The organism is Clostridium sp. UBA1056 (assembly GCA_002316385.1).
Taxonomy (GTDB): Bacteria; Bacillota; Clostridia; order Clostridiales; family Clostridiaceae; genus Clostridium_J.
Map to the genome: position 1 here is coordinate 49,313 of DCDL01000001.1, position 25,419 is coordinate 74,731.

Annotated in this window: 27 protein-coding genes; 4 read left to right on the top strand and 23 right to left on the bottom strand. The window is 28.5% G+C overall.

All coding sequences use genetic code 11. The features are described from left to right. Positions 1 to 254 precede the first annotated feature (254 nt). From B3W71_RS00250 to B3W71_RS00275, 6 genes are all read right to left on the bottom strand, one after another. Positions 255 to 629: a phosphotransferase gene (locus B3W71_RS00250; RefSeq protein ID WP_346886932.1), complete on the bottom strand. Its 375-nt coding sequence runs from the start codon at positions 627 to 629 to the stop codon at positions 255 to 257. 254 nt (positions 630 to 883) lie between these two features. Further along, a complete protein-coding gene (locus tag B3W71_RS00255) occupies positions 884 to 1,168 on the bottom strand; it encodes a hypothetical protein (protein WP_346886933.1) in 285 nt (94 codons plus the stop codon). Positions 1,169 to 1,178: 10 nt separating this feature from the next. Beyond that, positions 1,179 to 1,721 carry a GNAT family protein gene (locus B3W71_RS00260; RefSeq protein WP_346886934.1) on the bottom strand — a complete coding sequence of 181 codons (543 nt, stop codon included), beginning with the start codon at positions 1,719 to 1,721 and terminating at the stop codon, positions 1,179 to 1,181. A 239-nt stretch (positions 1,722 to 1,960) separates the two neighbouring features. Continuing rightward, entirely contained in the window at positions 1,961 to 2,164 is a 204-nt protein-coding gene (locus B3W71_RS00265; RefSeq protein WP_346886935.1) for a hypothetical protein, read from the bottom strand. A 71-nt stretch (positions 2,165 to 2,235) separates the two neighbouring features. Further along, positions 2,236 to 2,886 carry a hypothetical protein gene (locus B3W71_RS00270; RefSeq protein ID WP_346886936.1) on the bottom strand — a complete coding sequence of 217 codons (651 nt, stop codon included), beginning with the start codon at positions 2,884 to 2,886 and terminating at the stop codon, positions 2,236 to 2,238. 398 nt (positions 2,887 to 3,284) lie between these two features. Then, the gene (locus tag B3W71_RS00275) at positions 3,285 to 3,470 is read right to left on the bottom strand and encodes a carboxymuconolactone decarboxylase (RefSeq protein WP_346886937.1); all 186 of its coding nucleotides are present in this window, start codon (positions 3,468 to 3,470) and stop codon (positions 3,285 to 3,287) included. Positions 3,471 to 4,001: 531 nt separating this feature from the next. Here B3W71_RS00275 and B3W71_RS00280 point away from each other — a divergent pair. Then, on the top strand, positions 4,002 to 4,628 hold the full coding sequence (locus B3W71_RS00280) for a flavodoxin family protein (RefSeq protein ID WP_346886938.1): 627 nt from the start codon (positions 4,002 to 4,004) through the stop codon (positions 4,626 to 4,628). A 91-nt stretch (positions 4,629 to 4,719) separates the two neighbouring features. Here B3W71_RS00280 and galE read toward each other — a convergent pair whose 3' ends face one another. The 16 genes from galE to B3W71_RS00360 all read right to left on the bottom strand — a co-directional run bounded on the left by galE (position 4,720) and on the right by B3W71_RS00360 (position 21,110). Next, positions 4,720 to 5,733, bottom strand: a complete 1,014-nt coding sequence (gene galE, locus B3W71_RS00285; protein WP_346886939.1) for a UDP-glucose 4-epimerase GalE — start codon at positions 5,731 to 5,733, stop codon at positions 4,720 to 4,722. A gap of 132 nt (positions 5,734 to 5,865) precedes the next feature. Further along, on the bottom strand, positions 5,866 to 6,978 hold the full coding sequence (locus B3W71_RS00290; protein WP_346886940.1) for an ArsR/SmtB family transcription factor: 1,113 nt from the start codon (positions 6,976 to 6,978) through the stop codon (positions 5,866 to 5,868). 155 nt (positions 6,979 to 7,133) lie between these two features. Then, positions 7,134 to 8,390 (bottom strand): MFS transporter, encoded by a 1,257-nt coding sequence (locus B3W71_RS00295; protein WP_346886941.1) that lies wholly within the window; start codon positions 8,388 to 8,390, stop codon positions 7,134 to 7,136. A 221-nt stretch (positions 8,391 to 8,611) separates the two neighbouring features. Beyond that, positions 8,612 to 10,393 (bottom strand): sensor domain-containing diguanylate cyclase/phosphohydrolase, encoded by a 1,782-nt coding sequence (locus B3W71_RS00300; protein WP_346886942.1) that lies wholly within the window; start codon positions 10,391 to 10,393, stop codon positions 8,612 to 8,614. 325 nt (positions 10,394 to 10,718) lie between these two features. Next, entirely contained in the window at positions 10,719 to 11,054 is a 336-nt protein-coding gene (locus B3W71_RS00305) for a hypothetical protein (protein WP_346886943.1), read from the bottom strand. Between the two features lie 80 nt (positions 11,055 to 11,134). Continuing rightward, on the bottom strand, positions 11,135 to 11,911 hold the full coding sequence (locus B3W71_RS00310; protein WP_346886944.1) for a PHP-associated domain-containing protein: 777 nt from the start codon (positions 11,909 to 11,911) through the stop codon (positions 11,135 to 11,137). A gap of 442 nt (positions 11,912 to 12,353) precedes the next feature. Beyond that, entirely contained in the window at positions 12,354 to 13,184 is an 831-nt protein-coding gene (locus tag B3W71_RS00315) for an alpha/beta hydrolase (protein WP_346886945.1), read from the bottom strand. A 32-nt stretch (positions 13,185 to 13,216) separates the two neighbouring features. After that, positions 13,217 to 13,843, bottom strand: coding sequence for an HD domain-containing protein (locus B3W71_RS00320; RefSeq protein ID WP_346886946.1), 627 nt, complete (start codon positions 13,841 to 13,843; stop codon positions 13,217 to 13,219). A 21-nt stretch (positions 13,844 to 13,864) separates the two neighbouring features. Beyond that, positions 13,865 to 15,025: a MerR family transcriptional regulator gene (locus tag B3W71_RS00325; protein WP_346886947.1), complete on the bottom strand. Its 1,161-nt coding sequence runs from the start codon at positions 15,023 to 15,025 to the stop codon at positions 13,865 to 13,867. Positions 15,026 to 15,143: 118 nt separating this feature from the next. After that, the gene (locus B3W71_RS00330; protein ID WP_346886948.1) at positions 15,144 to 15,392 is read right to left on the bottom strand and encodes a 50S ribosomal protein L7/L12; all 249 of its coding nucleotides are present in this window, start codon (positions 15,390 to 15,392) and stop codon (positions 15,144 to 15,146) included. 127 nt (positions 15,393 to 15,519) lie between these two features. Continuing rightward, positions 15,520 to 16,041, bottom strand: coding sequence for a GNAT family N-acetyltransferase (locus tag B3W71_RS00335; RefSeq protein WP_346886949.1), 522 nt, complete (start codon positions 16,039 to 16,041; stop codon positions 15,520 to 15,522). 263 nt (positions 16,042 to 16,304) lie between these two features. Further along, positions 16,305 to 17,105 carry an NAD-dependent epimerase/dehydratase family protein gene (locus tag B3W71_RS00340; RefSeq protein ID WP_346886950.1) on the bottom strand — a complete coding sequence of 267 codons (801 nt, stop codon included), beginning with the start codon at positions 17,103 to 17,105 and terminating at the stop codon, positions 16,305 to 16,307. A gap of 147 nt (positions 17,106 to 17,252) precedes the next feature. Next, the gene (locus B3W71_RS00345) at positions 17,253 to 17,876 is read right to left on the bottom strand and encodes a lactate utilization protein (protein ID WP_346887004.1); all 624 of its coding nucleotides are present in this window, start codon (positions 17,874 to 17,876) and stop codon (positions 17,253 to 17,255) included. Positions 17,877 to 17,947: 71 nt separating this feature from the next. Next, a complete protein-coding gene (locus B3W71_RS00350; protein WP_346886951.1) occupies positions 17,948 to 18,541 on the bottom strand; it encodes a histidine phosphatase family protein in 594 nt (197 codons plus the stop codon). Positions 18,542 to 19,460: 919 nt separating this feature from the next. Then, on the bottom strand, positions 19,461 to 20,216 hold the full coding sequence (locus B3W71_RS00355; RefSeq protein WP_346886952.1) for an alpha/beta hydrolase: 756 nt from the start codon (positions 20,214 to 20,216) through the stop codon (positions 19,461 to 19,463). A gap of 81 nt (positions 20,217 to 20,297) precedes the next feature. Further along, complete coding sequence (locus tag B3W71_RS00360; protein WP_346886953.1) at positions 20,298 to 21,110, bottom strand: alpha/beta hydrolase; 813 nt, start codon at positions 21,108 to 21,110, stop codon at positions 20,298 to 20,300. Between the two features lie 526 nt (positions 21,111 to 21,636). Here B3W71_RS00360 and B3W71_RS00365 point away from each other — a divergent pair. Both B3W71_RS00365 and lepB read left to right on the top strand, forming a co-directional pair. Then, complete coding sequence (locus B3W71_RS00365; protein ID WP_346886954.1) at positions 21,637 to 22,233, top strand: GNAT family N-acetyltransferase; 597 nt, start codon at positions 21,637 to 21,639, stop codon at positions 22,231 to 22,233. Between the two features lie 164 nt (positions 22,234 to 22,397). Further along, positions 22,398 to 22,913, top strand: coding sequence for a signal peptidase I (gene lepB / locus B3W71_RS00370; RefSeq protein WP_346886955.1), 516 nt, complete (start codon positions 22,398 to 22,400; stop codon positions 22,911 to 22,913). A gap of 183 nt (positions 22,914 to 23,096) precedes the next feature. On the opposite strand, the gene B3W71_RS00375 is transcribed toward lepB, so the two are convergent. Then, a complete protein-coding gene (locus B3W71_RS00375) occupies positions 23,097 to 23,615 on the bottom strand; it encodes a GNAT family N-acetyltransferase (protein WP_346886956.1) in 519 nt (172 codons plus the stop codon). Between the two features lie 429 nt (positions 23,616 to 24,044). Between B3W71_RS00375 and B3W71_RS00380 the strand changes: the two genes are divergently transcribed. Beyond that, positions 24,045 to 25,298, top strand: a complete 1,254-nt coding sequence (locus tag B3W71_RS00380; RefSeq protein ID WP_346886957.1) for an aminopeptidase P family protein — start codon at positions 24,045 to 24,047, stop codon at positions 25,296 to 25,298. Positions 25,299 to 25,419 lie beyond the last annotated feature (121 nt).

The window sequence follows — 25,419 nt, forward strand, 5'->3', positions numbered from 1 at the left end:
TTGTTGTGTTGTAGATTTTATCTTGAATAAATGCTTTAGTAAATCAATATTCCGAAACTGCTGAGCGTCAATAATATAAGTGCTTATTTAATATTTATTTAGATTAGCTTATTTTGTGAAGCCTCTTTTTATAATAGTTGTGTAATCTAAATATGTTGGTAGCGTCGTAATACATAATGTGAGCTTAAGATATTCAGAAAGAAATCCAATCGTTACTTTGATATGGCCCTTATTTGTACTATACTTATATGCTTTTAACTATCTAAAATATTGTGATTATACCATTTTGGCTCTTCCAATGTAAAAAAATTAAAATCATCATATATCATATTTTTTCTTTCTATCATGCCTTCAACTTCTTTCTTTGAATATGGTTCTGCCCATAATACAGAATATAAACTTGTATAAGCTAGATATAACTTAACTCTCTTCCAAAAATCCTCTGGTATTTCCCCATTGAAATATCCTTGAATTTGTCCAATAGCAAATTCTCTACTATCTTCTCTTGTAAATACACACATAGGTATAAACTCCCTATAAATGTCCTCATAGTCAAATCGATTAAAATCAATAATAAATATATTTTCTTCATTAATTATCATATTTCCCAGGTGATAATCCCCATGCATAGAGCAACCTTAGCAGAATCAATTAAGTATAGGTTGTCCATTATATACTTAATTGATTTTTCATCCTTTTTCTCATAATACTTAGAGTTTTTATATCTATGAATTCTATCAACTATTTTCTTTTTTTCTTTAATATTAAAGTCCAGATTTTTATCTATTGGAATTTCATGAATCTTTCTTAATGTGTTACCTGCTTCTACTCCAAGCCTAAACTGTTGATCTTTAGTATAACATCTAATTATTTCTGAAGCATCTTAGCCTTCTATACATGTATATAGCTGAAATACCTTATCATCATATATTTTAAGGTCTAAAAAATTGGGTGTATTGTTACATACCTGTCCAATTAAAGATACTATGTTAGCCTCTTTCTTCTTTGCTTCTACCTTTGAAATATGAGAAATTCTGAGTAGTAGCTTTTTATTATTACTAGTATAAATAATATATTTTTCATCTGCTGACCATCCCTTTTTAATCTTCTCTATACTTTTAAATGTATCAGCATATTTTAGATTCTTAATCTGATTTAATATATCCATACTATCACCTTTAATTATTTTCTTTTATCCATTTAGACTTTAAAATTGACATTTCATATAGACTCCAATACCTATCATTAGCCTTTCTTGCATCCTTTAGTAACTTTTCTATTGCAAAACCAACCTTCTCATAACATCTAACTGCACCCTTATTAAAATCAAAAGCTCCAAGAGTTATTTTTTCAAATCCTTTATCTTCAAATCCAATTCTTAAGATTTCCTTTAATGCCAAAGCACCTATACCCTTGCCTCTTTCCGTATCTTCTCCAATTAAAAATCTACATACCCTAGCAATCTTATTTACTCTATCTATTTCACGAAGCTCCACTGTTCCTACAACTTCTTCTGTACTAATGGAAACTATCTTGTATATGTAAGTATCTACTACATCTTTACTTTCTTCCTCTAAAAAATACTTTTCAACCTGAGAAAGGGTTAATGGATATTCATATAAAGGTCCAGCCCATTGTAACAGATCATCAGCAGATTTATTACGATTCCACTCTACAATTTTATTTAAGTCTTCTTTTTTAATTAACTCTAATCTTATCATTTTTGTATCCCCTATTTTTTCTAATTGATGTTTATTAAAATCTCCTTCAATGGATAGCTTTCAATTTCATCCTATTTAAGTCATACAATAATATCTGTACATCTACTCCATTACATATAATTTATTAATTATTATTTTTTTTCATACTTTGTTTCAAAGTCTCTAAATCTTATATAGGCAAGCAATAGCCCTAGTAATGGGCTATCACTTTCATGAACAACTATTCTATACTGAGCTACCTAAAGAAATTTGGTTATTAAAACTATAATTCCTATAATCAGAATTATATAACCTAATGCATTAAAATTATTTTTATATGATGGATCTGTTTTAGCTTTTGTAACTATTTTTGTACCATTCCTTGCAGATAATTGCCCTGGTTGATTCAATAATACAATGCTAAAAGCTATAATTAGAAGACCTCCAACTAACTTACCATCCATTTATAAACCTCCCATAACTTTCCTAAACACAGCAACATTTTAAAATGTTATATATTAAAAAAGTTCCATATTTAAAATACACATTCCACCTCTTTTATATCTGTGTCTACGATTCTAGTTCTAGTGTCTGATTTTGCTATAAATATTTCTTCTCCATTACTATCTATACAATAGGAAATAGGAATAGATATACCACAATTTCTGTATGAACCATCTGCATGACTTGTTCCAATTACAATGGTTTTATATGTTTTAGCAATATTTTTTGCCTCTGTTATCCACTGTTCAAATTGTTCATCACTAAACATTCCTACACCAATAGGATGAGCAACAAGCTCCATTTGATCAGTAACTTTTTTTAAATCTCTAGCCCCTTTTAAAATTTCCATACATAGCACATATCCAATATTTATTTTATTATGTCTAACTACTAAAGGAGAATATAATTCCTCACTTTCATCTGGTGGAGTTTTAGCTCTTTCTAATATTTTTTCTCCATAATTATTTATTATCACAGCTCTATCCTTATTGTCTAATCTATAAGATGTGATAATCATCACATTATATTCCCTAGCAAGATTGCAAGCATGTTTCAAACTCTCTTTGCTTGATAAATATCCTTCAGGATATAGTACAATATCAACTTCTCTGTTTAATCTTATCTCATTACTAATCTGTTTAACTCCATTTTCATGAAATGGCTGTCCTATTAATATTTTCATACTCACTCCTCCATTACCTATCACTCATGATAATTTTGTATTAATTTAATTGTTAAAGTTTATTTTTATACTATTTTAAATCCTTTATAGATTTAATTACATGATACTTACTTTTGACCTCTTCACTATTGTATCTATCAATTAGAGTTAGAATCATTCCAAACTCTTCCGCAGCAACAAGATTTGATTCACTATCATCTATAAAAATTACTTCCTCTGGCTTTACTCCTAGCTTGCTCTAACTCAATATCCCTAAATTGAAAACTTGGCTCATTTAGGATTTTAAAAAATTAGGTGTAATAAACCATTATCCTGTACTAGATACATTTAGAGTTCTTCCAAAATCAAATAAAATATCCTTAACATTGTTTATATTCATTATTAATTTCCTCCAAATTTTAGACTACATCTGTACCTTTATCTTCTAACTTCTTTAAAATATCATCTAATTTTTTATCCATTTCTTTATCTCTCCTAAGAAAGCTTTTCCAACATTGTATCCCCTTATATAAAGCTATTATAATTGTCGGATATATAATAATATTAACAATACTAGATATTGTTATTGCATAATCAAACTTCATATATAATCTCCTATTAATTTCCATATCTTATTAGTTGCATTACCCTATATCCATCACTAGTCATACTACTTTATTGTGCTATGTCATTTTTCTCTTTTATTATTTTTTCAAGATTATCTATTCTCAAGTTAATTTCCTTAAAATGTAATAACATTCTTTCTTCATGCTGTTTTATTTTGTCTGGAATATAAACTATAATATTAAAGACTATCCATATACTTATTATAATTAGTATGTATTCTATTTTTCTCACCCTCACTTAAAATATTTTACATTATAGGTTTATTATAACTTATTATTAACTATATCCCTATAGCTTTTACGTAATTTTACTCTTTCAAATCTTAAAAAGATTAATTCTAAAATTTGTCATCTTCAGTTAAAATGAAGTATATACTTTAAAATGAATGGTGATATAATTTATTTATTGCTAAGTATCATTTAATTAATTTTGTGATAATCTCTATGTGAAAACTTTGAGATTATCACTTATAAAACTAATTTTTTATTGTATTAAAGGGGGATTTCAAAATGAAGGTACTATTAATAAATGGTAGTCCTAATGAAAAAGGATGCACTTATACTGCTTTACATGAAATAGCTAAGGAGCTTGAAAAAGAGAATATAGAAGCAGAAATATTTCATGTAGGAAAAGATCCAATTAGAGGATGTATGGGATGCGGCCATTGCTATAGAAGTGGTAGTTGCAAGTGTATTTTTAATGATGATACTGTTAATATTGCTTTAGAAAAAGCTAAGGATATGGATGGATTTATCTTCGGTTCTCCAGTTCACTATGCTAGTGCTTCTGGTATGCTTACATCATTTTTAGATAGATTCTTCTATGCAGGAAATGGTTTTGAATATAAACCTGGAGCTGCTATAGTGAGCTGCCGTAGAGGTGGTGCAACAGCTGCCTTCGACCAATTAAATAAATATTTTACTATTACCAATATGCCAATAGTTTCTTCTCAATATTGGAATATGGTTCATGGTAATACTCCTGAGGAAGTTGTACAAGATTTAGAAGGAATGCAGATAATGAGAACTCTAGGTAAAAATATGGCTTGGCTACTTAAATCCATAGAAGCAGGCAAAAAATCTGGAATATCCTTGCCTGCAAAAGAAGAAAGAGCAAGAACTAATTTTATAAGATAGAATAAAATCAAAAGTGCTTTTGCAAAATATATTACTAATCTTATATAAGATATTTTGCTAAGCACTTTTAATTTATATTATAAAGTTTACTTTATTCTTCATATCCCTTTGGATTTTGGCTTTGCCATCTCCAAGAATCTTCACACATTTCTTTTATGCCCTTTTCAGCCTTCCACCCTAATTCCTCATTTGCCTTGCTTGGATCTGAATAACAAGTGGCAATATCTCCAGGTCTTCTAGCTGTAATTTTGTAAGGAATTTCTCTTCCACTAGCTTCTGAGAATGCCTTAACTATATCAAGGACACTATAGCCTTTTCCTGTTCCTAGGTTATAAGTTACAAGGCCAGAATCAGTTTTTAACTTTTCTAAGGCTTTTAAATGACCTTTAGCTAAATCTACTACATGAATGTAATCTCTAACTCCTGTACCATCTGGAGTATTATAGTCATCTCCAAATACACTAAGCTCTTTAAGCTCTCCTATAGCGACCTTTGTTATAAACGGCATTAGGTTGTTTGGAATGCCACATGGGTCTTCTCCAATGGTTCCACTTTCATGGGCACCTACTGGATTAAAGTAACGAAGTAGTGCTATATTCCATGAATTGTCAGCACTATATAAATCTCTCAAAATTTCTTCTAACATTAGTTTAGTTCTACCATATGGATTTGTTGCAGAAAGTGGAGCCTCCTCAGTGATTGGAATAATTTTTGCATCTCCATATACCGTAGCTGAAGAACTAAATACAAAGTTCTTAACTCCGTATTTTCTCATAAGTTCTAAAAGTACAAAGGTACTAGTTAAATTATTATGATAGTATTCTAATGGCTTGGCTACAGATTCACCTACAGCCTTAAATCCTGCAAAATGAATTACTGAATCTATGCTATTTTCACTAAATACCTTGTCCATATCTTCCTTGTTTAAAACATCATATTTATAGAATTTAGGTTCTATTCCTGTGATATCTTCAATTCTATCCTTAACTAACTCTTTACTATTACTTAGGTTGTCTACAATAATAACCTCATACCCCTTTTTAAATAGCTCTACAGTAGTATGACTACCAATGTAACCCATTCCTCCAGTTACTAAAACTGCCATGTAATACACTCCATTCTTAATTTATTTATGTCTTACTCTAATTTATATTCGTTTATAATCTAATAATTCTTAATACACTACCTTGCATACAATTATATCTCAAATTGTAAAATTATAAAAGAAAAAGAGCTATTAGTCTAGCTCTATTTTTAGAATATTCAGGAATTCATCTATTTTAGCCCTATCAGCACTATAGAAAACTTTATTATCTATCTTTTCCATATACACTAACTTAGCTAAAATCAAGGCATTCATATGATATGAAACCGTAGCTGTAGTAAGTGATAATCTATTGGCAATCTCTTGACCAAACATAGGTTTTTCCTTTAGCATTTTGATAATGTTAAATTTACTTTTGTCACTTAAACATTTTAACCTATTGTTTAAAAGCTCTATTTCAATATCCTTTCCTCTTGAAAGTTTTAATAATTCATAGAACTTCCATCCAAAGTACATGTATTCTACTTTATCTTTGTTAAATATAAACTTTCTATTAGACATAATAGATATACTATTATATCTAACTATACTAATATATACATGAATATTCCTTTCCCAACTTTCAAGATCTTTAATTCCTGTTATTTCAGATATAAAATTTTTATTCTCATTTATTAATGCTTTTAACTCATCAATAGATTTTAACAAATCCTTTTCCATAACTTTGAAAGCGTCTTTAAATATGTCTATAGATTCTAAAATCATATCTATTAATTCAATCAAATATTTTTTAGGATCCTGGGCTATAACTGTAATCCACCACTTATCTTCATCTGTTAAAGCACACTTATTTATTAGATAAGGCATGAATTCTTTATCTGCATCCATTTCTTCTAGCTCACAATCTTCAGCATAATTTGCTTCACTTAAAATATCCTTTTTAGTAAGTTCAATAAGATAATGTTCTTCTAAAGAAAGTATTCTTTTTCTACCTTCAATAAGATCTGAAATAGGCATATTATTAATAAACATAGCAGCAATACAAGGTGATTCTTCATTTTCACTAGTAATATCTTTAAAAAATACTTTTAACCTATCCATGGATATCTTATTTTTACTTTTAAATCTATCAATGAACTTAAAGTAATTCTTGAAGTTTTTATTTATATATTTATCTACATCTACACCGTTTTCCTTTAAGCCATCTCTCAAAGATTTTACTAATTTCTCTTCATTTACTATAAAATAAAGAGTATTTTTTACTTCTTCTACTATATTAATATTGTCTTCTATTATATATTTCATATGCTGTCTATTACTCCTTGCTTAAACTTTTCTATGGTACTTTCGTAAAACTTTTTATATATTAAGATTATTTAAATCTTTTCTAGATCCTTATATGAAAATCCTTTTTCACTGGTTTAAATAAATAATTTTTAATGACTAAATTAAAATTATTTTTAAATTTCCTGCATGCTTTTATTATAACGTTGACATAGGAATAATACCACCATGCCTATCCCAAATATTAAGAATAGTTGAGCTGTGCTTAGGAATACACAAAGACTTCCTACTACTAATGATCCTACTGGTGTTGCTGCCATACATAATGAATTAAGTATTCCTGCTGCCCTTCCCAAATATTGTTGCTCTGTCTTTTGCATAAAAGTTATATTTACTATCATCATAAATATACTAGCAGATGCACCAAATAAAAAGGCTACTAAAATGATAGCACCATAAAGGACTAAATCAATACCTATCATAGGTACAAATGCTAGAGATAAATATGCAGTTCCTAGGATTACCCCTGAAATTATAAATAAATTAATTCCTTTAAACTTTTCTGCTATTTTAGGGTATATAGCACCACCAATTAGCATCCCTGTAGTTAAACTAAAACTAATCATTGCAACTACTTCAGGACCCTTTAACAACTCCTCATTTACATATGCAACTTCTAAAGTGTTAAAAGGTATTAGAAATAAATTAATTAATGCGGCAAATATAGTTATTGACATTAAAATTTTTCTATTCTTTAAATAGATAAATCCATCCTTTAAATCTCCAAAGTACCTCTTAATATTTAACTGTTGCTTCTTTAGAATCTCTTCTTTATATCTAACGATAGCCATAAATATTCCGCAGAGATAAAAGCTAACTGCATTAACAATCATCCCACCCCCAATTCCAATAATTGCTATAATTCCAGCTGCTACAGCAAGGCCTACTAGTTCCACAATTCTAGATAGAGTAGATTGTACAGCTCTTGCATATGCAAACTTCTCTTTTTCAATAATTAATGGATAGGCTGCAACTGCTGCTGGTCCTTCAAAAGACTCAAAGGTAGAATTCATAAAGGTAAATATAAATAAATGATATGGCTTAAGTATACCAAATATAAACATTAATGCTGTGATAGTTACTACGATGGCTCTTCCAAAATTACAAATCACAACTACATTTTTCTTCTTTTTATAGTCTACAAACACACCAGCAATAGGTTGAAATAGTATTGTTGGAATAGCATTAACTCCAAAAAGTAAGGCCATTAATGCAGTACTGCCTGTAATTTCATATACCATCCACCCATAAGCAATGGTATCGATAGAATCCCCAAATCTTGAAATCAGATTTCCAATGATAAATAAACAAAAATTTTTATCCGTAAGTATGTCTTTATATCCTATTTTTTTCTTTTCTAAAGCTAAATCCATGACTACACCTCTCTTACATAATTTATATATTCTTAAATTATTTTCCTAATACTAGTCTATTCATTAATTAGATTATTGTCAATACTAATTAGATAATCATCTAATTAATTTTAATTTTTATTTAAAACAAAAAAGATTAAGAAGTATTAAATCAACTTCTACTAAAGTGTTTAATACTTCTTAATCTTTTACTTATAATACTATGTTAATTTTATTTATTGTTAACTTATTTCTCCCTTATGCTGTTCTTCCTTATTATTTAAATATTGTATAAATAAATCTACAAGTATTGGATCAAATTGTGTCCCAGAGCATCTCTTTAATTCTTTAATAGCATCCTCCTTACTCATAGCCTTTTTATATACTCTATCATGGGTCATAACATCATAGGAATCAGCAATAGTAATAATTCTTGCCATTAGCGGAATTTCTTCTCCTGCAATACCTAATGGATATCCACTACCGTCCCACTTTTCATGGTGGGTTAAAACACATTTGGCTACATTGATTATTTCATTAGAAGCATTGATGATTCTAAAGCCCTTCTCCGCATGAGTTTTCATTATCTCAAATTCATTTGCTGTCAGCGGCCCTGGCTTTAAAAGTATATCTTCTTCAATAGCAATTTTCCCAATGTCATGAAGTCTAGCTATTAGCATTAGCTCATCCATTTGAGAACTCTTAAATCCATATCTCTTTCCTATTTCCAATGCATAAGACTCCACTCTTTCAGTATGCTCCTCAGTCTCCATATTCTTAGCTTCCAAACTCTTTTTTAAGGAGTTCATCATGGAGCTTCTAACACTATTATGCTCTAAAAGCTTTTGTCTATATACTCTATCCTCTACTTCTTTAATACACTTATAAACATCTTCTTCAACTGAGTATTTAGCCATACTTCCAAGAGCAATACTAAGTTCAATGTATCTATATTCATCCTTCTTACATTCGCTTCTTATTGTTTCTACCATTCTTTCACAACAACAGTCATTACAGTTAGGTAGGAGTATCATAAATTCATCTCCACCCCATCTAAAGACAAACCCTTTATCATCACAAGCTTTATTAAGTACACTAGCTATACTTTTCAGTAGCTTATCTCCCTCTAGATGTCCAAAAGAATCATTAACTAACTTTAACCCATTTACATCTCCCATAATTATACCTAAAGGAAGATGCTCTTCTTTATTTAATTCCTTTATCTTCTCTTCAAAATAAGTTCTATTATATGTTCCTGTTAAAGTATCATTATAACTTAAATATCTAAGTCTCTCCTCTAACTTCTTTTGATTAGTTATATTTCTAGCTAGTCCAACAATTCCCCATACTTCACCTTTCTCATTTATTACAGGTGCTTTAAAGCTTTCTTCTATAACTCTATTGCCATTGTCATCTAAAGTTACCCCTTCAATATATTTTTCTTCTTTGCTATCCATTATTTCTTTATCTATTTTAATAAAATTCTCTGCAATTTCTTTATCTGGATAAATCTCTAAATCAGTTTTTCCAATTACATTTTCTACTCCAAATCGTTTGTAATAATCATTAAAATTTTTGTTGCAACCAATAAATCTTGAATTCTTATCCTTATAAAATATTACTTCTGGTAATGAGTCTATGATAGTTTTAAGAATATTTTTTTGGTTTTCTAGTTGAAGTTCTCTTCTTTTTTTTTCTTCAACATTTACAATAACTCCACCTATAGCAGCAGTTCCACCATTTTCGTCCTTAATCGGAAATATATGTACTTCTTCTGATTTATTTCTAGTAAACTCTTCATAGATACATACTTCTAATTTATCTAAACAATCTTTTACTCTTTTATTACATACACTTGCAACTTTATCTGGAAATATTTCTTCACAGGTCTTACCTTTTACTTCTTCGAGGTTTACATTATAATTTTTTTCACAAGCCTTATTAATAAATATAATCTTTTTATCTCTATCTACAATCCATGCAGACCATGGCATACTCTGTAAGTACAATTCAGCTAACTCCATCTTTTTCCCCCACAATTCATAATCACTTTATTTTATCACCTTTATTTATATAATAGCTACCTTTTTCTTACTATATTATGTATTTTACCTTAATTCTCTCCCCTATATGTAATATTTAACTTATATATTGTATAACATAAACTCCTTAATTTCTTAATATTTCTTTATTTATAACTATAATATTATTCTATACTTTATATTTTTATGTAATTATTTAGTATTTGTAAATTTAAAAATATTAAATGGACTACATGAATAATTCTTAAGTCTTAATTGTTAAAACTTATCATCCTTCACATAGTCCTATATATTGAATTAGCTTAAATCATAATCTTCTGCCTCTTCTTATTAATTCTCTTTGTAGCCTAAGTTCAAACCTAGAATCATTAGCTATATAATAGCTTAAAATATCACTTATAGTTTCTCCATCTAATCCGTTAATTCCACCTCTTCTATCTATTTCATCCTCTATTATATCTAGAATGCTTTCTTCCATAATTTCATTTATTAATTCCTCTCTATCTCTTCTTTCTTCCTTCAGTCTTTCTCTTCTCTCTTCCTCTTGATAAGCTTTTACCCTTTCTTCTCTTGTCATATACTTATTAATTCGTTCTTTTCTTTTTTTCTTATTTCCACTAAAAAGCCATCCCTTATTGCTCATATATCTGCCTCCATAAAGTTTATATGATGTATTTAATATTCTACATTCAAAACTAGATTTTAAATGATGCAAAAATTATTCTATATAGTAAATTCCATATCTTTATCATAATCTGTTCTAGCAATTAAATATCTCTTTAAAATTTTAGAACTATATACTCTAAAATCTAAGGAAGGTTGCACCTTTATAGAATAGTTTGCACTAACTATGGCACCTCTGAGTTCTTCTACGGTATGGCATGAGCTATTCAGTTCAGTATATATTCCTCCCAATTGTAATGGTGTGTGGCTGTCACTACCTGTAATTACATTTATCCCTATTCTACTAGATAATTCAAGCAACTCTCTTTTTGCTTCTTCACCTTTTTTAAAGATATCTTTGGCATTTAAATCTAGGGCATCTAATCTCTTTAATAGTTCTTCCGGATGATTACATAATTTATGGCCACTTCTAAAGGGATGTGCACCTATTTTTAAACATCCATACTCATCAGCTAAGTCTAATAAACCCTTAAATTCTATTAAATTTTCTCTATCCATATGAGGCTTTAACTTTTCATGAATTTCTAATATAGCTTCTCTGTTTCCTACTAAAACAACATGTCCCTTATCCTTTATACTTACTTCCATAGCTGGAAAAATAGAAACTTCTTTGACTAAATACCTATCTCCTTCATATTTATAATTCTCCTGAAGATATTTATATATCTCTTTGAAATTTATAGCATTAAAATGTTCACACATAACTATTCCATGTAAATTACTTACCCTTGCATATTCAATTTCTTCAATAAAAAATCTCTCATTAAAATCTTTTCTCTTACTCAGCAGTCCATGGACATGAAAGTCTATGTTCATACTAATTTCTCCTTACAAAATTACTCATAAAATCTCCATAATATAGAGATAAATTCTATCTCTTATTATTATATAGAAATTTAACTAGTAAGTTACCAATTGCTAACTACTTCTTCTAATTCTTCTGTACTCCTTCTAGTATCTTCGCTTATCTTTTCATAGTTACCTTTTACTTTAACCATCTAAACTCATGGGCAACATTATCTAATAACGAAGAAGCTATGGCATTATTTAATAAATACGTGAATAATTCTATTTTATAAGAAATAAACTAATCATAAAAAGCACCTTCTTAGGAGTTAAGAAGTTGCTTTTCTACATATCCATTCTAATTATTAAAATTTCTGATAATCATACCTTGTGATTTAGTCATATGGAGACTTTTATAGAAATCTACCCATTTTTCATCACAAAGTAAATCAATCATATATAAATGTTCTATTTAATTCTTCACAAATTCCTCTATAACTGATTTAGCTTCCTCTTGATTTTCCATATATAGCATATGCTTTCCCGAAAGAACCTTAGTCTTCATATTAGGAAATCTAAAATTTTCATGATGATTTGGTCCCACTGCATAATCTTCATCTCCAGCTATTACAAGGACTGGAACAGTTATTTCTTTAGTAATATCAAAATAACTATTAAAGTACTCTTTATTATTGAAGGCTTGATTTGACATAGTTCCATTGAAACTATCTATTGTGTTACTTACTTCTCCTAATTTTATAAAGTTGTTATATTCTCTATATTGAAGCTTATAAAATATTTGTTTTTCAAGAAGTATAGTAACTATCTGCTGCCACCTTTTCATATCTGATTTATCATCTACAGACTTTAACTCTTCATCTGATAATAATTTTTCTCCATAATATATTTGCTCTTTAAAAGATTCTCCTATGCTAAGACTAGAATTTAATAAGATAAGTTTGTCCACAAATTTTTCATACTTGTGAACATAATTTGTAGCAATGATGCCTCCAAAAGAATGTGCCATTACTATCCATTTTGATATTCCTAATTTTATTCTGATTTCTTCCATATCCTCTACCAATCTGCTAATAGAATAATCAGTTTCTTCATCACCTTCTGATCTAGCACTTCCTCTTTGGTCAAAGTATACAATGCTCATAAAATCTTCTAAAGTATTTCCACCTAACACTTCGAAATCAAGGCTTCCTTCTCCTGGTCCCCCATGAACAAATATACATGGAACCCCATGTCCCGACTGCTTTATATATAAATTAACCTTATCATTCATCTCTAGATACATTTCATATTCCCCCATTAATTATTTACCCTAAACTATATCTCAAAGGTATTTTCCACTACTCCAGGCAATATGCTATAAATTGATTTCCCAATCTTATCTTCAAAATACTTTTGAATACCTAAGGTTGATTGCCACCTTGGCACTGAATATTCATTTACTCCACCTCTTAAAGCCATATCCACGATTCTTTTCTCCATTAAACAGAATCCACTTGGCAGGGATATATAATCACATAGTTTTATTAATTTATCATAATCTGTATCCTCTTCTTTTGATAAATATTCTATTACAAAGTCATGCTCTTCCTCAGTTCCATTCCAATTACCTACAGTTACTACTTGATTGTTGTATTTGAAAGCTGTATGACTTAAGCAAATCCTTCCTACTGCTTCATATCCCTTACTAACTATATATTTATATCCATCTAGACCATGCCTCATTCCATATCTGCCTTCTCTTCTACCTATGTCATGTAATAGACCGAATACATATGCTAGTTCTGGATTTAAATCACAAGTTTCCTGTGCAATTAATCTTGCTCCTTCAGCTACATATCTTGAATGCTGTACCCATGGACCTGGATTAAGCATTTCTGCTTCTCTTAAAATTAATTCAGCCTCTTCTATAGTCGGTACTCCTTCTTTATTGTAATTTCTCATATTACATACTTCCCTTCAGTTTTATTTTCTTGCTTCTAAAATACCAGCCTTTGTAGTTATTGAAATATTCCTATTTTTCTCAATATAATTCTCTATATGCTTTTCCAATTTACTTCTCTTATCTCCTACAAGAATAGAACTTCCTTTTATTGTAGATGCCTTATATGAAACCACTGGTTCAGCAGTATCTACTATGATCTTACCTTCTAAAGTCTTAACATTAACATTACTAAAATACTTTTTAAGCAAAGTTTGTCCTTTTTCTAAATCAAATCTTTCACACATACCATTATCATGTAGTTCAAGTTTAGAATCAAAATTTTTCATAAGCGCATTTAACTCAGTCATAGCTTCACAGGAGTTAGTTGTTACATAAAATATTCCACCTTTAACAAGTACTCTTTTTATTTCTGCTATAGCCTTTTCTATATCTGGTATAAGATATAGCATGTGCCTTGCAATAACTACATCGAAGCTTTCATCTTTATATGGAATGTCTTGTGCATCAATCTCTTCATATAAAAAATTATGCTCTATACTATTTAATCTATTTTTAGTACTAAGTAACATTCCCTTTGACAAATCTGATAAAGTAATTTTCCAATTGTCATTTATATTGCTATTATTCTTATACCATAAGTCGCCTGTTCCACAGCCTAATTCCAATATTCTTGCATTTTTAGGAAACTTCATTTGATTAAAACACCAATTAGTCCAATCAGTTTTATTGATATTATAACTATGCAGTTTTCCTCTCAAATTTAAAATTTCATCCGTTTCATATTGATCTCTTACCCTATTTTCCATATTAGTTATCTTGATGATATCAATGAGTTTATCAACTTCTAAAAATCCACTTTTATTTATTTGACTTTCCGCCTTATTAAAAACAGTCATAACTGATTCAATATGTCTTTTCTTTTCCTCTAATGATTCTTTTTGAATTGCAATCATATCCTCTAGGTTTTCTCTCTTATTATATAAAACCTGATTTATTTCTTTTAGTGACAGGCCAATAAACTTCAAAGTAGTAATTTGTTGAAGTTTTAAAAAATCATTCTCACAATAAATTCTATATCCAGATTCAGTTTTTTGTTTTGGTTTCAATAGGCCTATCTTATCATAATGAAGTAATGTCTTTACAGTTACTCCTGCTCTTTCAGCAAACTCACTTATTTTCAAGATACTACCTCCCTTTGGAGTTATTATAAACTCAGCCCTTAAGGTAGAGTCAATATTAATTCATGATTAAATTCTTATATTATAATCTCTCACTTAATCTATCAACATACTCTTTAGCTTATTTTAAACCAAGACCAGTAGCTATTCTGTATCTTTTAACAGCTCTAACTTTCTTTCCTTGTGAAATAAGCTCTCTTAATTCTTCATCTATATTTTCTGCTTCTGGATTTTGTACTCCTATATGTTTCTCAATTCTATATAAGCTTGCATTAATGCGTGCAATATCTTTCTGTAGTTGACTAACAATGGAAAATACAATCCCTAACATTGCACACCCCACAATTATCCATATTGTTTTATCATCCATATATTTTTTCTCCTTAATGTTTAATAATTATTTTTTTAGTTAGTTTATATATTAGTTTTTATCTTTGCATAGTCTTTGAATAAAAATTTATCTATCAAATTTAATCTTTAAAAAATCTTATTTTATACTATTTATTTTTCTCTATAGCATACACATAGTGAGGCATCTCAATATTATAATAGTGCTTTACAAATTCCCCTTCCTTGGTCATACCTACTCTCTTAGCAACCTGTTGCGATGAATAGTTGTTGTCTCTAATTATACTTATAACTCTATCTCTATCAAGATAATTAAAGGCATAATTTCTGCAAGCTATTGCAGCTTCCGTGGCATATCCTCTATGCCAATACTTTTTCTTAAGTAAATATCCTATTTCTAGTTCTTCTTTACCTTCTACACATTGAATTGTAAGACCTGCCTGTCCCACAAAACACTGAGTTTCCTTATCTATAACTGCCCAAAGTCCAAATCCAAATTGTTTATATCTATGGAACTGCTTGTTTAACCACTCTTCAACCTCATCATTATAAAACCCATGCTCATAAGCATACATAGTTTCAGTATCCTGTAAAATTTCACAAAGATCTTTATAATCTTCTTCAGTCATTTCTCTTAAATAAATTCTTTTAGTTTCTAAAATCTTTTTCATATATTTTCTCCTACATGTTACTAATATATATAGATGATAATAACTTTATTGTATTATATGTTGTATCAGCATCCTGTTTAATTCATCATATACAACATCTATTCGAATACGTTTGGCATTCTTATATTTAAATATTTTCTCTATCTTAAGAACTCAAAAACAATATAAGCTATGAGGCCCACAAATCCATGCTAAAAAGTATCCAAATATTTATAAAATTCTTGGAGAACATACCTAATGCAAGTGTCTAATTAGTTTCTTCATTAATTTTCAATATCCCTTATTACAGTATTAATAATAGTTTTTCTTTTATCTCCACTTATATTATGATATATATCTTCTTCCTTATAATCAGGTACTATAAAACTGCTATTAATATTCATTAGCTTAGCTAAGTGTATATTAAAATCATAATGACTTACTGGTTTCTCTCCAGCTATATTCACTATCCCAGTAAAATCACTATATGCAAGTTCAATTATGGCATTAGCTAGATCTTCTACATTAACAAAGCTAGCATACATGTTTGCTGTTCTTGAATATATTTCACATCTTTGGTAGATTTCAAGTAATTCCTTCATTCTAGAATCCATTTCACCATCATAGTCATAACCATATATACTCCCTGGTCTTACAATTACATAATTAGAATGATTTTTAACTATTTCTTCACCTTCAATTTTACCGTTAACATACTTTGAAAAATATTCATCAGGCATACGTTTATGAGGAATTACATCTTCAGTTTGATTCTTTCCTTTTCCAATTGTAGTAGAAACATAAATTAACCTTACATCTTTAGAAATACTACTAACTATCTCATTTATACCTACTTGTGATAAATATATTTCATTTTCTACATCATAAATGCTACAAATAGTTATATCTGGTTTAAATGAAAGCAACTTCTTTATGTCTAATTTATTCAATACATTGATTTGTGAAAGCTCCTGATTACCTGAGCTATAGCAAGTTCCATAAATATCATCATTGCTTGATTCCTTAAGTTTCTTATATATTGTATTTCCTAAATATCCGCTTGCACCTATAATTAATATCTTCATAATTATATTCCTTCCTTAAAATACATAGTAAATACCTTTTATTTATTACACATCTGATTTGTTTTTAGCTTTCTTTTGAAAGAAATGGTTTTCAAAGTTTTGTTAACATTATTTTATATATATCATTTGCTTTATATTTAACAAGTCTTAAAACCCACATTCTTCATCTACTATAAATAACTTCATTCTATTTTTATCTACTTGTCCTTCAATTATTGAAATAACGTTACAAACTCTTTCCTTTGATATACAATCTACACATTTATTTAGAGATACACATGGTGGATTATAGCCAGCCCTCTTTGCATTTAAAGGACATGCTACGTTCTTAACTCTTTCTATTCCTTCTTCAACATTTTCTACAATCTTATTTTTACCTACAACTACAATAACATTATCTGGACCAAAGGTAATTGCTGCTACTCTATTCCCACTATGATCTACATTAATAATTCTTCCATCAAGGGTTACAGCATTGGAGCCAGTAATATACCAATCGGTTATAAGAGCCTTCTTTTTCAATAGCTTACACTCCTCCTTAGTTTTTGCTAGCTCCTTATCATACACTATATTTCCTCTATCCATCAGTGATTCTACTATATTCATTTTTTGAATAGTAGCTGAATGACCAATTCCAATGGTACATTCTTTATCTACAATTTTTAATATATGATTCTTAACTTCACTTAAATCTTCAAAATATTCAACCTCTATATTTCTCATCCTAAAATTTTCTTTTAACTTATTAACAATATTTATATCTATGATTATACCTCCATAATAATTTTATATAGAAAATACCGTATATTCCTTAATGAATAGTACGGTATGTATACAATTAATTACTCACCATATTTTATACATTTAATTTTATCATCATTGATTTCTAACAAAGCATACTCTGCATTTTTTAATAACTTCTTATAACAATAAGCAAAACTTAAATTATCACATATAAAAGGAGCCATACATTGAATTAACCCTCCATGACTAACTAAAACTATATTTTCATCAGCTTTCATCTTTAAGGACTCAATGAGTTGTAAAAATCTTTCCTTAATTTCATTGTAACTTTCACCATCTTCAAATTTTACATCCCACTTTTTATCTATAAGCCATTGATCTACAATTTCTTGCTCCTTCTCAAATGTACTCTCATCACCTGTTTCCTCTAATATTCCTACATCAAATTCCCTTAAAGCTCCAGTTATTTCAAAATCTAAATTCCACTTATCAGCTATTATTCTTGCTGTTTCCTTTGCTCTCAGTAATGGACTAGAATAAATCTTATGGATTTCAATATCTTTAAATTCTAACAATAATCTATCTACTTGTTCAATTCCCTTTTCTGTTAGTCCATACTTTTCTCCTCTGTTGTATAAAATGTTTAACATGTTCGCTTCGCTTTCTCCATGTCTAACTAACCATACTTTCATATTTCCTCCATATAAATGCACTTATTAAACTCTCGTACTCCATTACATCAATAAGCGTTATTATAAATTATTATATATGCTGATTTGCTTCAACTAGTTCCATTTCTAAGTAATTATCAATAATTTCTCTTAAGATATTAATAATACTTTAAAGAATTTTACTAATATCTTGCAAACTCAAAATCTAATTCTTCAATGCTATATCTCATTTTGTCTCAAATAAGTTTTATTTAAAATTTACTTATTCATACACTTTAATATCCTTCTTTAGTTAATTATATTTATAGTACTATCCTCTTGATATTTTTCACGTATTTTTAAAATAACTTTTTCATTTGCTAACTTATCATAGCTACTATAAAATTTAAACAAACTCTCCCCCTATCATCATATACTTTGTTATTTCATTATACAAAATAATTAGCTTTTCTACAAATATTTTCTATTTTTGTATATAATAATTATTTCAAAAGTTTTATACATATTTTTCAGCATAACTTCATTTATATTTTTACTTTCCTTAATTCTCGTTTTGACTACATAACTTAGAATATAAATATTTTACTTAGTTACCTCCACTAATAGTCACTCTATGATCATCATATTTTAAGATATTCTTACTTCACTCTGCCCATTGTAATACCCAATTTTCCATAAATAAAGCAACTTCTTAAATAGTTTCATAGGCAAAAAGTTAACTATTTAACTTTTTAACTTTTCTCCTATAAAAATATATAAAATTTAAACTCTTTAAAATTTTACATATTTCTATTAAATCATAGTAATTTTCCTAAGCTATATACTTTTTGACATAGTGAATAAAATATAATATAAAATACCGCATATTCTTCTTTGAATAATACGGCATTCTACATGTAGTTATATGAGTGTTTTTTATTTTATTGTTAAGATAAGGTATCTATATTAAGTATTTAGTAAACCAATTATTAACTAAATCAATTAAAATCTCATACTCTTCTAGAAAGCTATGACTAGCACCATCAATAACCTCTAATTTAGAGTTATTAGAAAGTAACTTCATTGCCCTTCTAGATCTTTCACAAAGAAGCCTCTCCTCTTCATCGCTATTCCCATGAATTATTAAAATTGGACAGGTAATATCCTTTAGAAGCTCCTTTTGATTAATTGACCCGAAATCAGTTAACATTTGCTTATCAATTATAACTTTTTCTCTTAATCCATCATCTACAGTTTCTGTTATATGTCCTTTTTCATTTAATTCTTCCATTTGCCCTTCTGTAAAAATTTCATTCCAATTATAATACATTGAATCGGTCAACGCTCCTGATAAAACCATTGTTACAATTTCAGATGTAAAACATCTTAGACATACTAATGTACCAAGACTATGTCCATATAAAGCAATTTTTTTATATCCTTTTGATTTCATGAATGTGATTGCAGATTTTAAGTCGTCTACCTCATTTTCAACTTTCAAATTTTCATCTTCACTTTCTCCACAGCCACTAAAATCAAAAGTAAAAGCATTAATACCAGACCTATTCAATACTCTAATCAGTCTTTCAAACCTTCCTTTTGAATATCTATTAGATAGAAATCCATGGCACATAATAATTATAGAATCACCTTCTGATGTATATAGGTTTCCAGCTAATGTTAAATTTTTAGAATTATTAAATGTTAATCTTTTCATATAAATCTCCTTTAATTAAGTATATCATCTTAACTCTTTAGTATTTATAATTTTCATTGCACATCACTATAATATAAGCTTCTATTCCTCAACAAACTTCATTATTTCTTCATTAAATTTTTCTTTCTGATCATAAAATGATCCATGACCACTATATTTGAATGGTACAAGTTTTGAATTTCTAATACACTGATTTTGAATTTCACCTAATTCAAACAGTACAACCTTATCATGAATACCATGAATAATTAATGTTGGAACATTTATTGTTTCTAGATCAGAAAACAGTACTTCATCTATCCAAGTATTTGCAATAGCTGCTGTGGACCATCCCGCTGCTTGTAATCCAAGATTAAAGAACCACTGAGAAAATGGTTCAGATATATATTGGAAGAAAAATGTATCTCCAAAATCTCTCAGCATTTTGGGACGATCAGTATATGTCCCTTCAATAATTTTGATAACATCTTCTCTATCCAATCCATAAGGAAAGTTTTCGCGCTTAATAAGACTAGGTGCTGCTGCAGATATAAGAACCAATTTCGATACCCCATATCCTTTATGACGAGCCATATATCTAATAGCTATAGCTCCTCCTGTTGAATGTCCTGTCAGTGTGAAATCTCTAAGATTTAGAGCTTCTACTACGCATCTAACATCATCTGATAAGCGGTCATAGTCATATCCATTATAAGGCTTATCAGAATCCCCAAAGCCTCTAGTATCTATTCCTATACATCTATACCCATACTTTGGAAGTTGGTCAAACTGATATTCAAATAAATTATGACTACCAGGCCAACCATGTAAAAATAGAATTGTTCTTTTTCCTTCTGGATTAAGATCCTCTACATAAATTTTCACATTCGGTTCAACTTTAATATAATATCCCACCTATTACCTCCATCAATGAAATAAGTATATTGACAGATTATTCACCAGGCAATATTTTGTGAGTATTTTTATGATGATTGTCCAATATATTATCAACTTTTCAATAAATCATCATTATCCAATTTGAATTATATGCGATTATTAACTAGTAACTGTATTATAAAATTCTTTTAACTCCCTTTTAAATATATTCTTTAATTAGTTCCATTAATTATAAAAATGTATTTAAAATTAAATATGGATATTACACTGTGGTAAATAATGGTATAATGAATTTATAGATTATTAAATCTGATTAATGTAAACATTAAATAACAATTAATAAAATTATAAAAGCACAGTTATATATCAAATGAATTATTCTAACAAAGAAAGGAGTTAATACTATTATGGAAAGCATTAAATCAATTATTTTAGAACCTCCTAGATAACATGTATTCTTTAATATTAAGATTCCAAGAGGTCCTCCTTATATAATTTCATAAATCTATTTAATAACTCTATTAAATTTTAGGAGGACAATACAATGAAAGAAGTAGAAAAGCTCATATTAAATAAAGAAAGTGAAAATCATACCATTTTATGTATGGCTGATGGAATTTCAATTCGTAAGATGGGGGATACATCTTTTGACTATTCCTTAATGGCGAAATGGTTAAGTGACCCTGAAGTTCTTTTTTATTATGAGGGTAGAGATAATGCTTTTAGCATAGATAGAATAAAAGAAAAATACTCTCCAAGAATTTTAGGAGAAGAAGCTGTTACTCCTTGTATTATTGAACTTAATGATAAACCTATTGGCTATGTTCAATATTATTATGAAAATGAAAAGAAGGAACTTGGAGCTAAAAACTATGAAACTCCCTATGGAATTGATGTCTTTATAGGAGAAACAATTTATCAAAATCAAGGAATGGGAACAAAAGCCTTAAAGCTTTTAATTAAATACTTATTTGAAGTAAAAAATGCTGATGTTATTCTCATAGACCCTCAAACCTGGAATAATCGTGCCATTAAATGTTATGAGAAATGCGGATTCAAGGCTATTAAAATCCTTGAAAAAAGAGAACTTCATGAAGGTGAATATAGAGATAATTTAATAATGCATCTAGTTAGAAATTAATACATGTACTTACTATTTAATTAAAAATCTTATATAAAAGGATGTGTTTTTTTGAAAAATTATTCTTTTCTGGATTTAGGTAAATATTTATTAATTACTATTCCCGCATCCTATTTGTTAGGAGTAATAATTATGTTTATAATTCAATGTTGGAGGTTTTTTATATGAAAGAATGGTTACAAAGAGAATCTATTTCTAAACCAGTATTTTCGCTAATGATTATTTTAATCTCCATTACATTTGTTTTACATGGAGGAATTTTAATTTTAAAAATGGGAATATACTCCGGAATTGGCGTGGGAGATTCTATGATGAAAACTTTATCAAATGAATCCAAACTACTTTTTATAAAATCTGATTTCAAAGAAATTAAACGAGGAGATTTGGTTACTTTTCCCATCAATCGTAATGGAGAAAGTCTCCAAGCTCTTAAACGAGTTGTAGCACTTCCTAATGAGACTATAAAGATTAAAGAAAGTAATGTATATATTAATGGAGAACTTTTAGATGAACCCTATGCATATTATATTCAACCAAGTAAAGATGATTTGAATCTCACAGTGCCAGATGATGGATACTTCGTCATGGGTGATAATAGAATTGTTAGCTTAGACTCTCGCATATTAGGATCAATTTCAAAGACTTCAATAGATTCTGTAGTATTAAAATTTAAGAAATAGCTCCTAAATAATTGTTATACATTAAAAATAGGAATAGATATACTCCTAACAATATATCTATTCCTACAATATTAAACCTCATTCAATTTTATTTTGTAAATTCATTGCTTTTCTTATGGGGCTTTCGCAAAATATATTACTAACCTTATATAAAATATTGAAGATGCACTTTAATTTTACTTCTTAATTTTCTTCTAAAAACTTAGCCATTAGTAGCGTGTTTATATATTCACCTTTCATTTTTATGTTTTTATTCTTTCTTCCCTCTTCTATAAATCCAAATTTTTTATAAAGTGCTATGGCTGGTATATTCTCTTCAAATACCTCTAATTCAATTTTCTCAACTTGATTTTCTTTGCACCACTTTATAACCTCTTCCATTAACAAAGTCCCTATTTTTAGACCGCTATACTCCTTTAAAATTGTTATTCCAAATTCTGCAACATGGCTTATTCTCTTAGTCTTACTCTTTTGTAATGTGGTAGATCCTACTATTTTCCCCTCTACCTCTGCTACTAAAAATAAAGATGTCTTTTTAATATATTCTGCCTCATCTTCAGCTGTTAAATCAAATTCCTCTGGCTCTTTAGGAAAGAAACTTACCTCACCCATTACCTGTTTCACTAACATTACAATCTCATCTGCATCTTCCACAGTGGCATTTCTAATTATAAGTTTATTGTCATTTTTTATTTTAAGCATATTTATAACACCTTTCTATAACCGTTAAATTTTTAATAAACCTAACCATTTTATTTACCTTTCTACTGAACCTATACCTTCAACTTTCCTTAAATATTCAATCATCTTTTCATCATCCTCATTACAGTAAGAGTATCCAAAATAATTTACTACATCAATAACTAAGATTCTAATTTATTTAAGGATATATTTTTATAAGATTTAACTAAAATTCTAAACGAGTTATTATATTATTACTTATAATCAATATTTTACCACATATATCTAGATTAAGAGTAGAATAATTTTTTATATTTTCATACATGTAATCATTTACTCTAAGCCATAAATAAGGTAATATTATTATATACTATACTTACTTTTTTTAATAAATCTTATATAAATTGGACTTATCTAATCATCTATTATTTAATGAAAGGATTGGTGGATATGAATAAAGACTTTTTCAAAAAAAATAGGCTTAAGTTATTAATGGAGTTAGCCAATGGATCTATATTAATAATGTTTGCAGGAAAAGCACCAAAGAAATCAAACGACTACAATTATAGGTTCACACCAAACAGAAACTTCTATTATTTATGTGGAATTGATGAGGAATACATAAATCTTGTAGTTATTAAAGACAAGAGTGGGAATATAGATGAAAGAATTTATATTAGACAGCATGATGAGAAAAGATCTAAGTGGATAGGAAAAAGCATTAGTGTAGACGAGGCTAAAAAAATATCAGGGATAGATGATATTAGATATATAGATGACTTTAATAGTGACTTAAATAGTCTAATTTCAACTAAAAATTTAACACATATATATTTAGATCTAGAGAAAGATTCCTATGAAGATAACTTAACTCCTACAGGCCACTTTGCAAAGGATTTAAAAGAAAGATACTCTCAAGTTTCTGTGCATAATGTATATCCTAAATTATGCATTTTAAGAATGTGTAAAGAAAAAGAGGAAATAAAAGAAATTAAAGTTGCTATAGAAAAGACAAGATTAGGAATAGAGGCTATGATGAAAAGTGCTAGGCCTAGTATTATGGAATATCAACTTGAATCTTACTTTGACTTCGAACTAAAAAATAATGGTGTGAAAGATTTTTCATTCCCAAGCATAATTGCAAGCGGACAAAATGGAACAGTTCTTCATTATGAGGATAATAATTGTGAAATTGAAGATAACTCTTTAGTTTTATGTGATGTTGGTGCTGCATGGAATTATTATCATGGAGATATAACAAGAACTTTCCCTATTAATGGTAAATTTACTGAGAAACAAAAACAAATATACAACGTAGTTTTAAATGCTGAGCTTGAAACCATAAAAGCACTTGGACCTGGACATACATTTATATCTATAAATGAAGTTACGAAAAAAGCCTTAGCAGAGGGTCTAATTGAGCTTGGTATAATGAAGGATGAAAGTGAATTATCTAATTATTATTACCATCAAGTAAGTCATCATCTAGGATTAGACACCCATGATGTAGAAGATTACGATGCCCCATTTGAAGAAGGCATGGTACTTACAGTAGAACCTGGATTATATTTATCGGAGGAAGGCATCGGCATAAGAATAGAAGATGATGTAATTATAACTAAAGATGGTTGTAAGGTCTTATCTGATGGAATTATAAAAACTATTGAAGATATTGAAGAATTCATGAAAAATGCTAAGAAGTAAATAAACTTCATATAATTATTTAAACTTTTTAAAATAGAAGTAGTGGATTTATATAATATAAGGAGAGTAAATAGATTTGTGTAACCACAAATTTATTTCTCTCCTTTTTCTTAATATATAA

Bases quoted from the DNA above. Each gene is read 5' to 3' on its own strand.
- B3W71_RS00355 (WP_346886952.1), bottom strand. From the start codon at position 20,216: ATGAAAAGATTAACATTTAATAATTCTAAAAATTTAACATTAGCTGGA.
- B3W71_RS00280 (WP_346886938.1), top strand. From the start codon at position 4,002: ATGAAGGTACTATTAATAAATGGTAGTCCTAATGAAAAAGGATGCACT.
- B3W71_RS00315 (WP_346886945.1), bottom strand. From the start codon at position 13,184: ATGTATCTAGAGATGAATGATAAGGTTAATTTATATATAAAGCAGTCG.
- B3W71_RS00290 (WP_346886940.1), bottom strand. From the start codon at position 6,978: ATGAAATATATAATAGAAGACAATATTAATATAGTAGAAGAAGTAAAA.
- galE (WP_346886939.1), bottom strand. From the start codon at position 5,733: ATGGCAGTTTTAGTAACTGGAGGAATGGGTTACATTGGTAGTCATACT.
- B3W71_RS00330 (WP_346886948.1), bottom strand. From the start codon at position 15,392: ATGGATGATAAAACAATATGGATAATTGTGGGGTGTGCAATGTTAGGG.
- lepB (WP_346886955.1), top strand. From the start codon at position 22,398: ATGAAAGAATGGTTACAAAGAGAATCTATTTCTAAACCAGTATTTTCG.
- B3W71_RS00275 (WP_346886937.1), bottom strand. From the start codon at position 3,470: ATGAAGTTTGATTATGCAATAACAATATCTAGTATTGTTAATATTATT.
- B3W71_RS00295 (WP_346886941.1), bottom strand. From the start codon at position 8,390: ATGGATTTAGCTTTAGAAAAGAAAAAAATAGGATATAAAGACATACTT.
- B3W71_RS00250 (WP_346886932.1), bottom strand. From the start codon at position 629: ATGCATGGGGATTATCACCTGGGAAATATGATAATTAATGAAGAAAAT.
- B3W71_RS00265 (WP_346886935.1), bottom strand. From the start codon at position 2,164: ATGGATGGTAAGTTAGTTGGAGGTCTTCTAATTATAGCTTTTAGCATT.
- B3W71_RS00380 (WP_346886957.1), top strand. From the start codon at position 24,045: ATGAATAAAGACTTTTTCAAAAAAAATAGGCTTAAGTTATTAATGGAG.
- B3W71_RS00300 (WP_346886942.1), bottom strand. From the start codon at position 10,393: ATGGAGTTAGCTGAATTGTACTTACAGAGTATGCCATGGTCTGCATGG.
- B3W71_RS00260 (WP_346886934.1), bottom strand. From the start codon at position 1,721: ATGATAAGATTAGAGTTAATTAAAAAAGAAGACTTAAATAAAATTGTA.
- B3W71_RS00350 (WP_346886951.1), bottom strand. From the start codon at position 18,541: ATGAAAGTATGGTTAGTTAGACATGGAGAAAGCGAAGCGAACATGTTA.
- B3W71_RS00375 (WP_346886956.1), bottom strand. From the start codon at position 23,615: ATGCTTAAAATAAAAAATGACAATAAACTTATAATTAGAAATGCCACT.
- B3W71_RS00310 (WP_346886944.1), bottom strand. From the start codon at position 11,911: ATGAACATAGACTTTCATGTCCATGGACTGCTGAGTAAGAGAAAAGAT.
- B3W71_RS00255 (WP_346886933.1), bottom strand. From the start codon at position 1,168: ATGGATATATTAAATCAGATTAAGAATCTAAAATATGCTGATACATTT.
- B3W71_RS00320 (WP_346886946.1), bottom strand. From the start codon at position 13,843: ATGAGAAATTACAATAAAGAAGGAGTACCGACTATAGAAGAGGCTGAA.
- B3W71_RS00335 (WP_346886949.1), bottom strand. From the start codon at position 16,041: ATGAAAAAGATTTTAGAAACTAAAAGAATTTATTTAAGAGAAATGACT.
- B3W71_RS00340 (WP_346886950.1), bottom strand. From the start codon at position 17,105: ATGAAGATATTAATTATAGGTGCAAGCGGATATTTAGGAAATACAATA.
- B3W71_RS00305 (WP_346886943.1), bottom strand. From the start codon at position 11,054: ATGAGCAATAAGGGATGGCTTTTTAGTGGAAATAAGAAAAAAAGAAAA.
- B3W71_RS00365 (WP_346886954.1), top strand. From the start codon at position 21,637: ATGAAAGAAGTAGAAAAGCTCATATTAAATAAAGAAAGTGAAAATCAT.
- B3W71_RS00270 (WP_346886936.1), bottom strand. From the start codon at position 2,886: ATGAAAATATTAATAGGACAGCCATTTCATGAAAATGGAGTTAAACAG.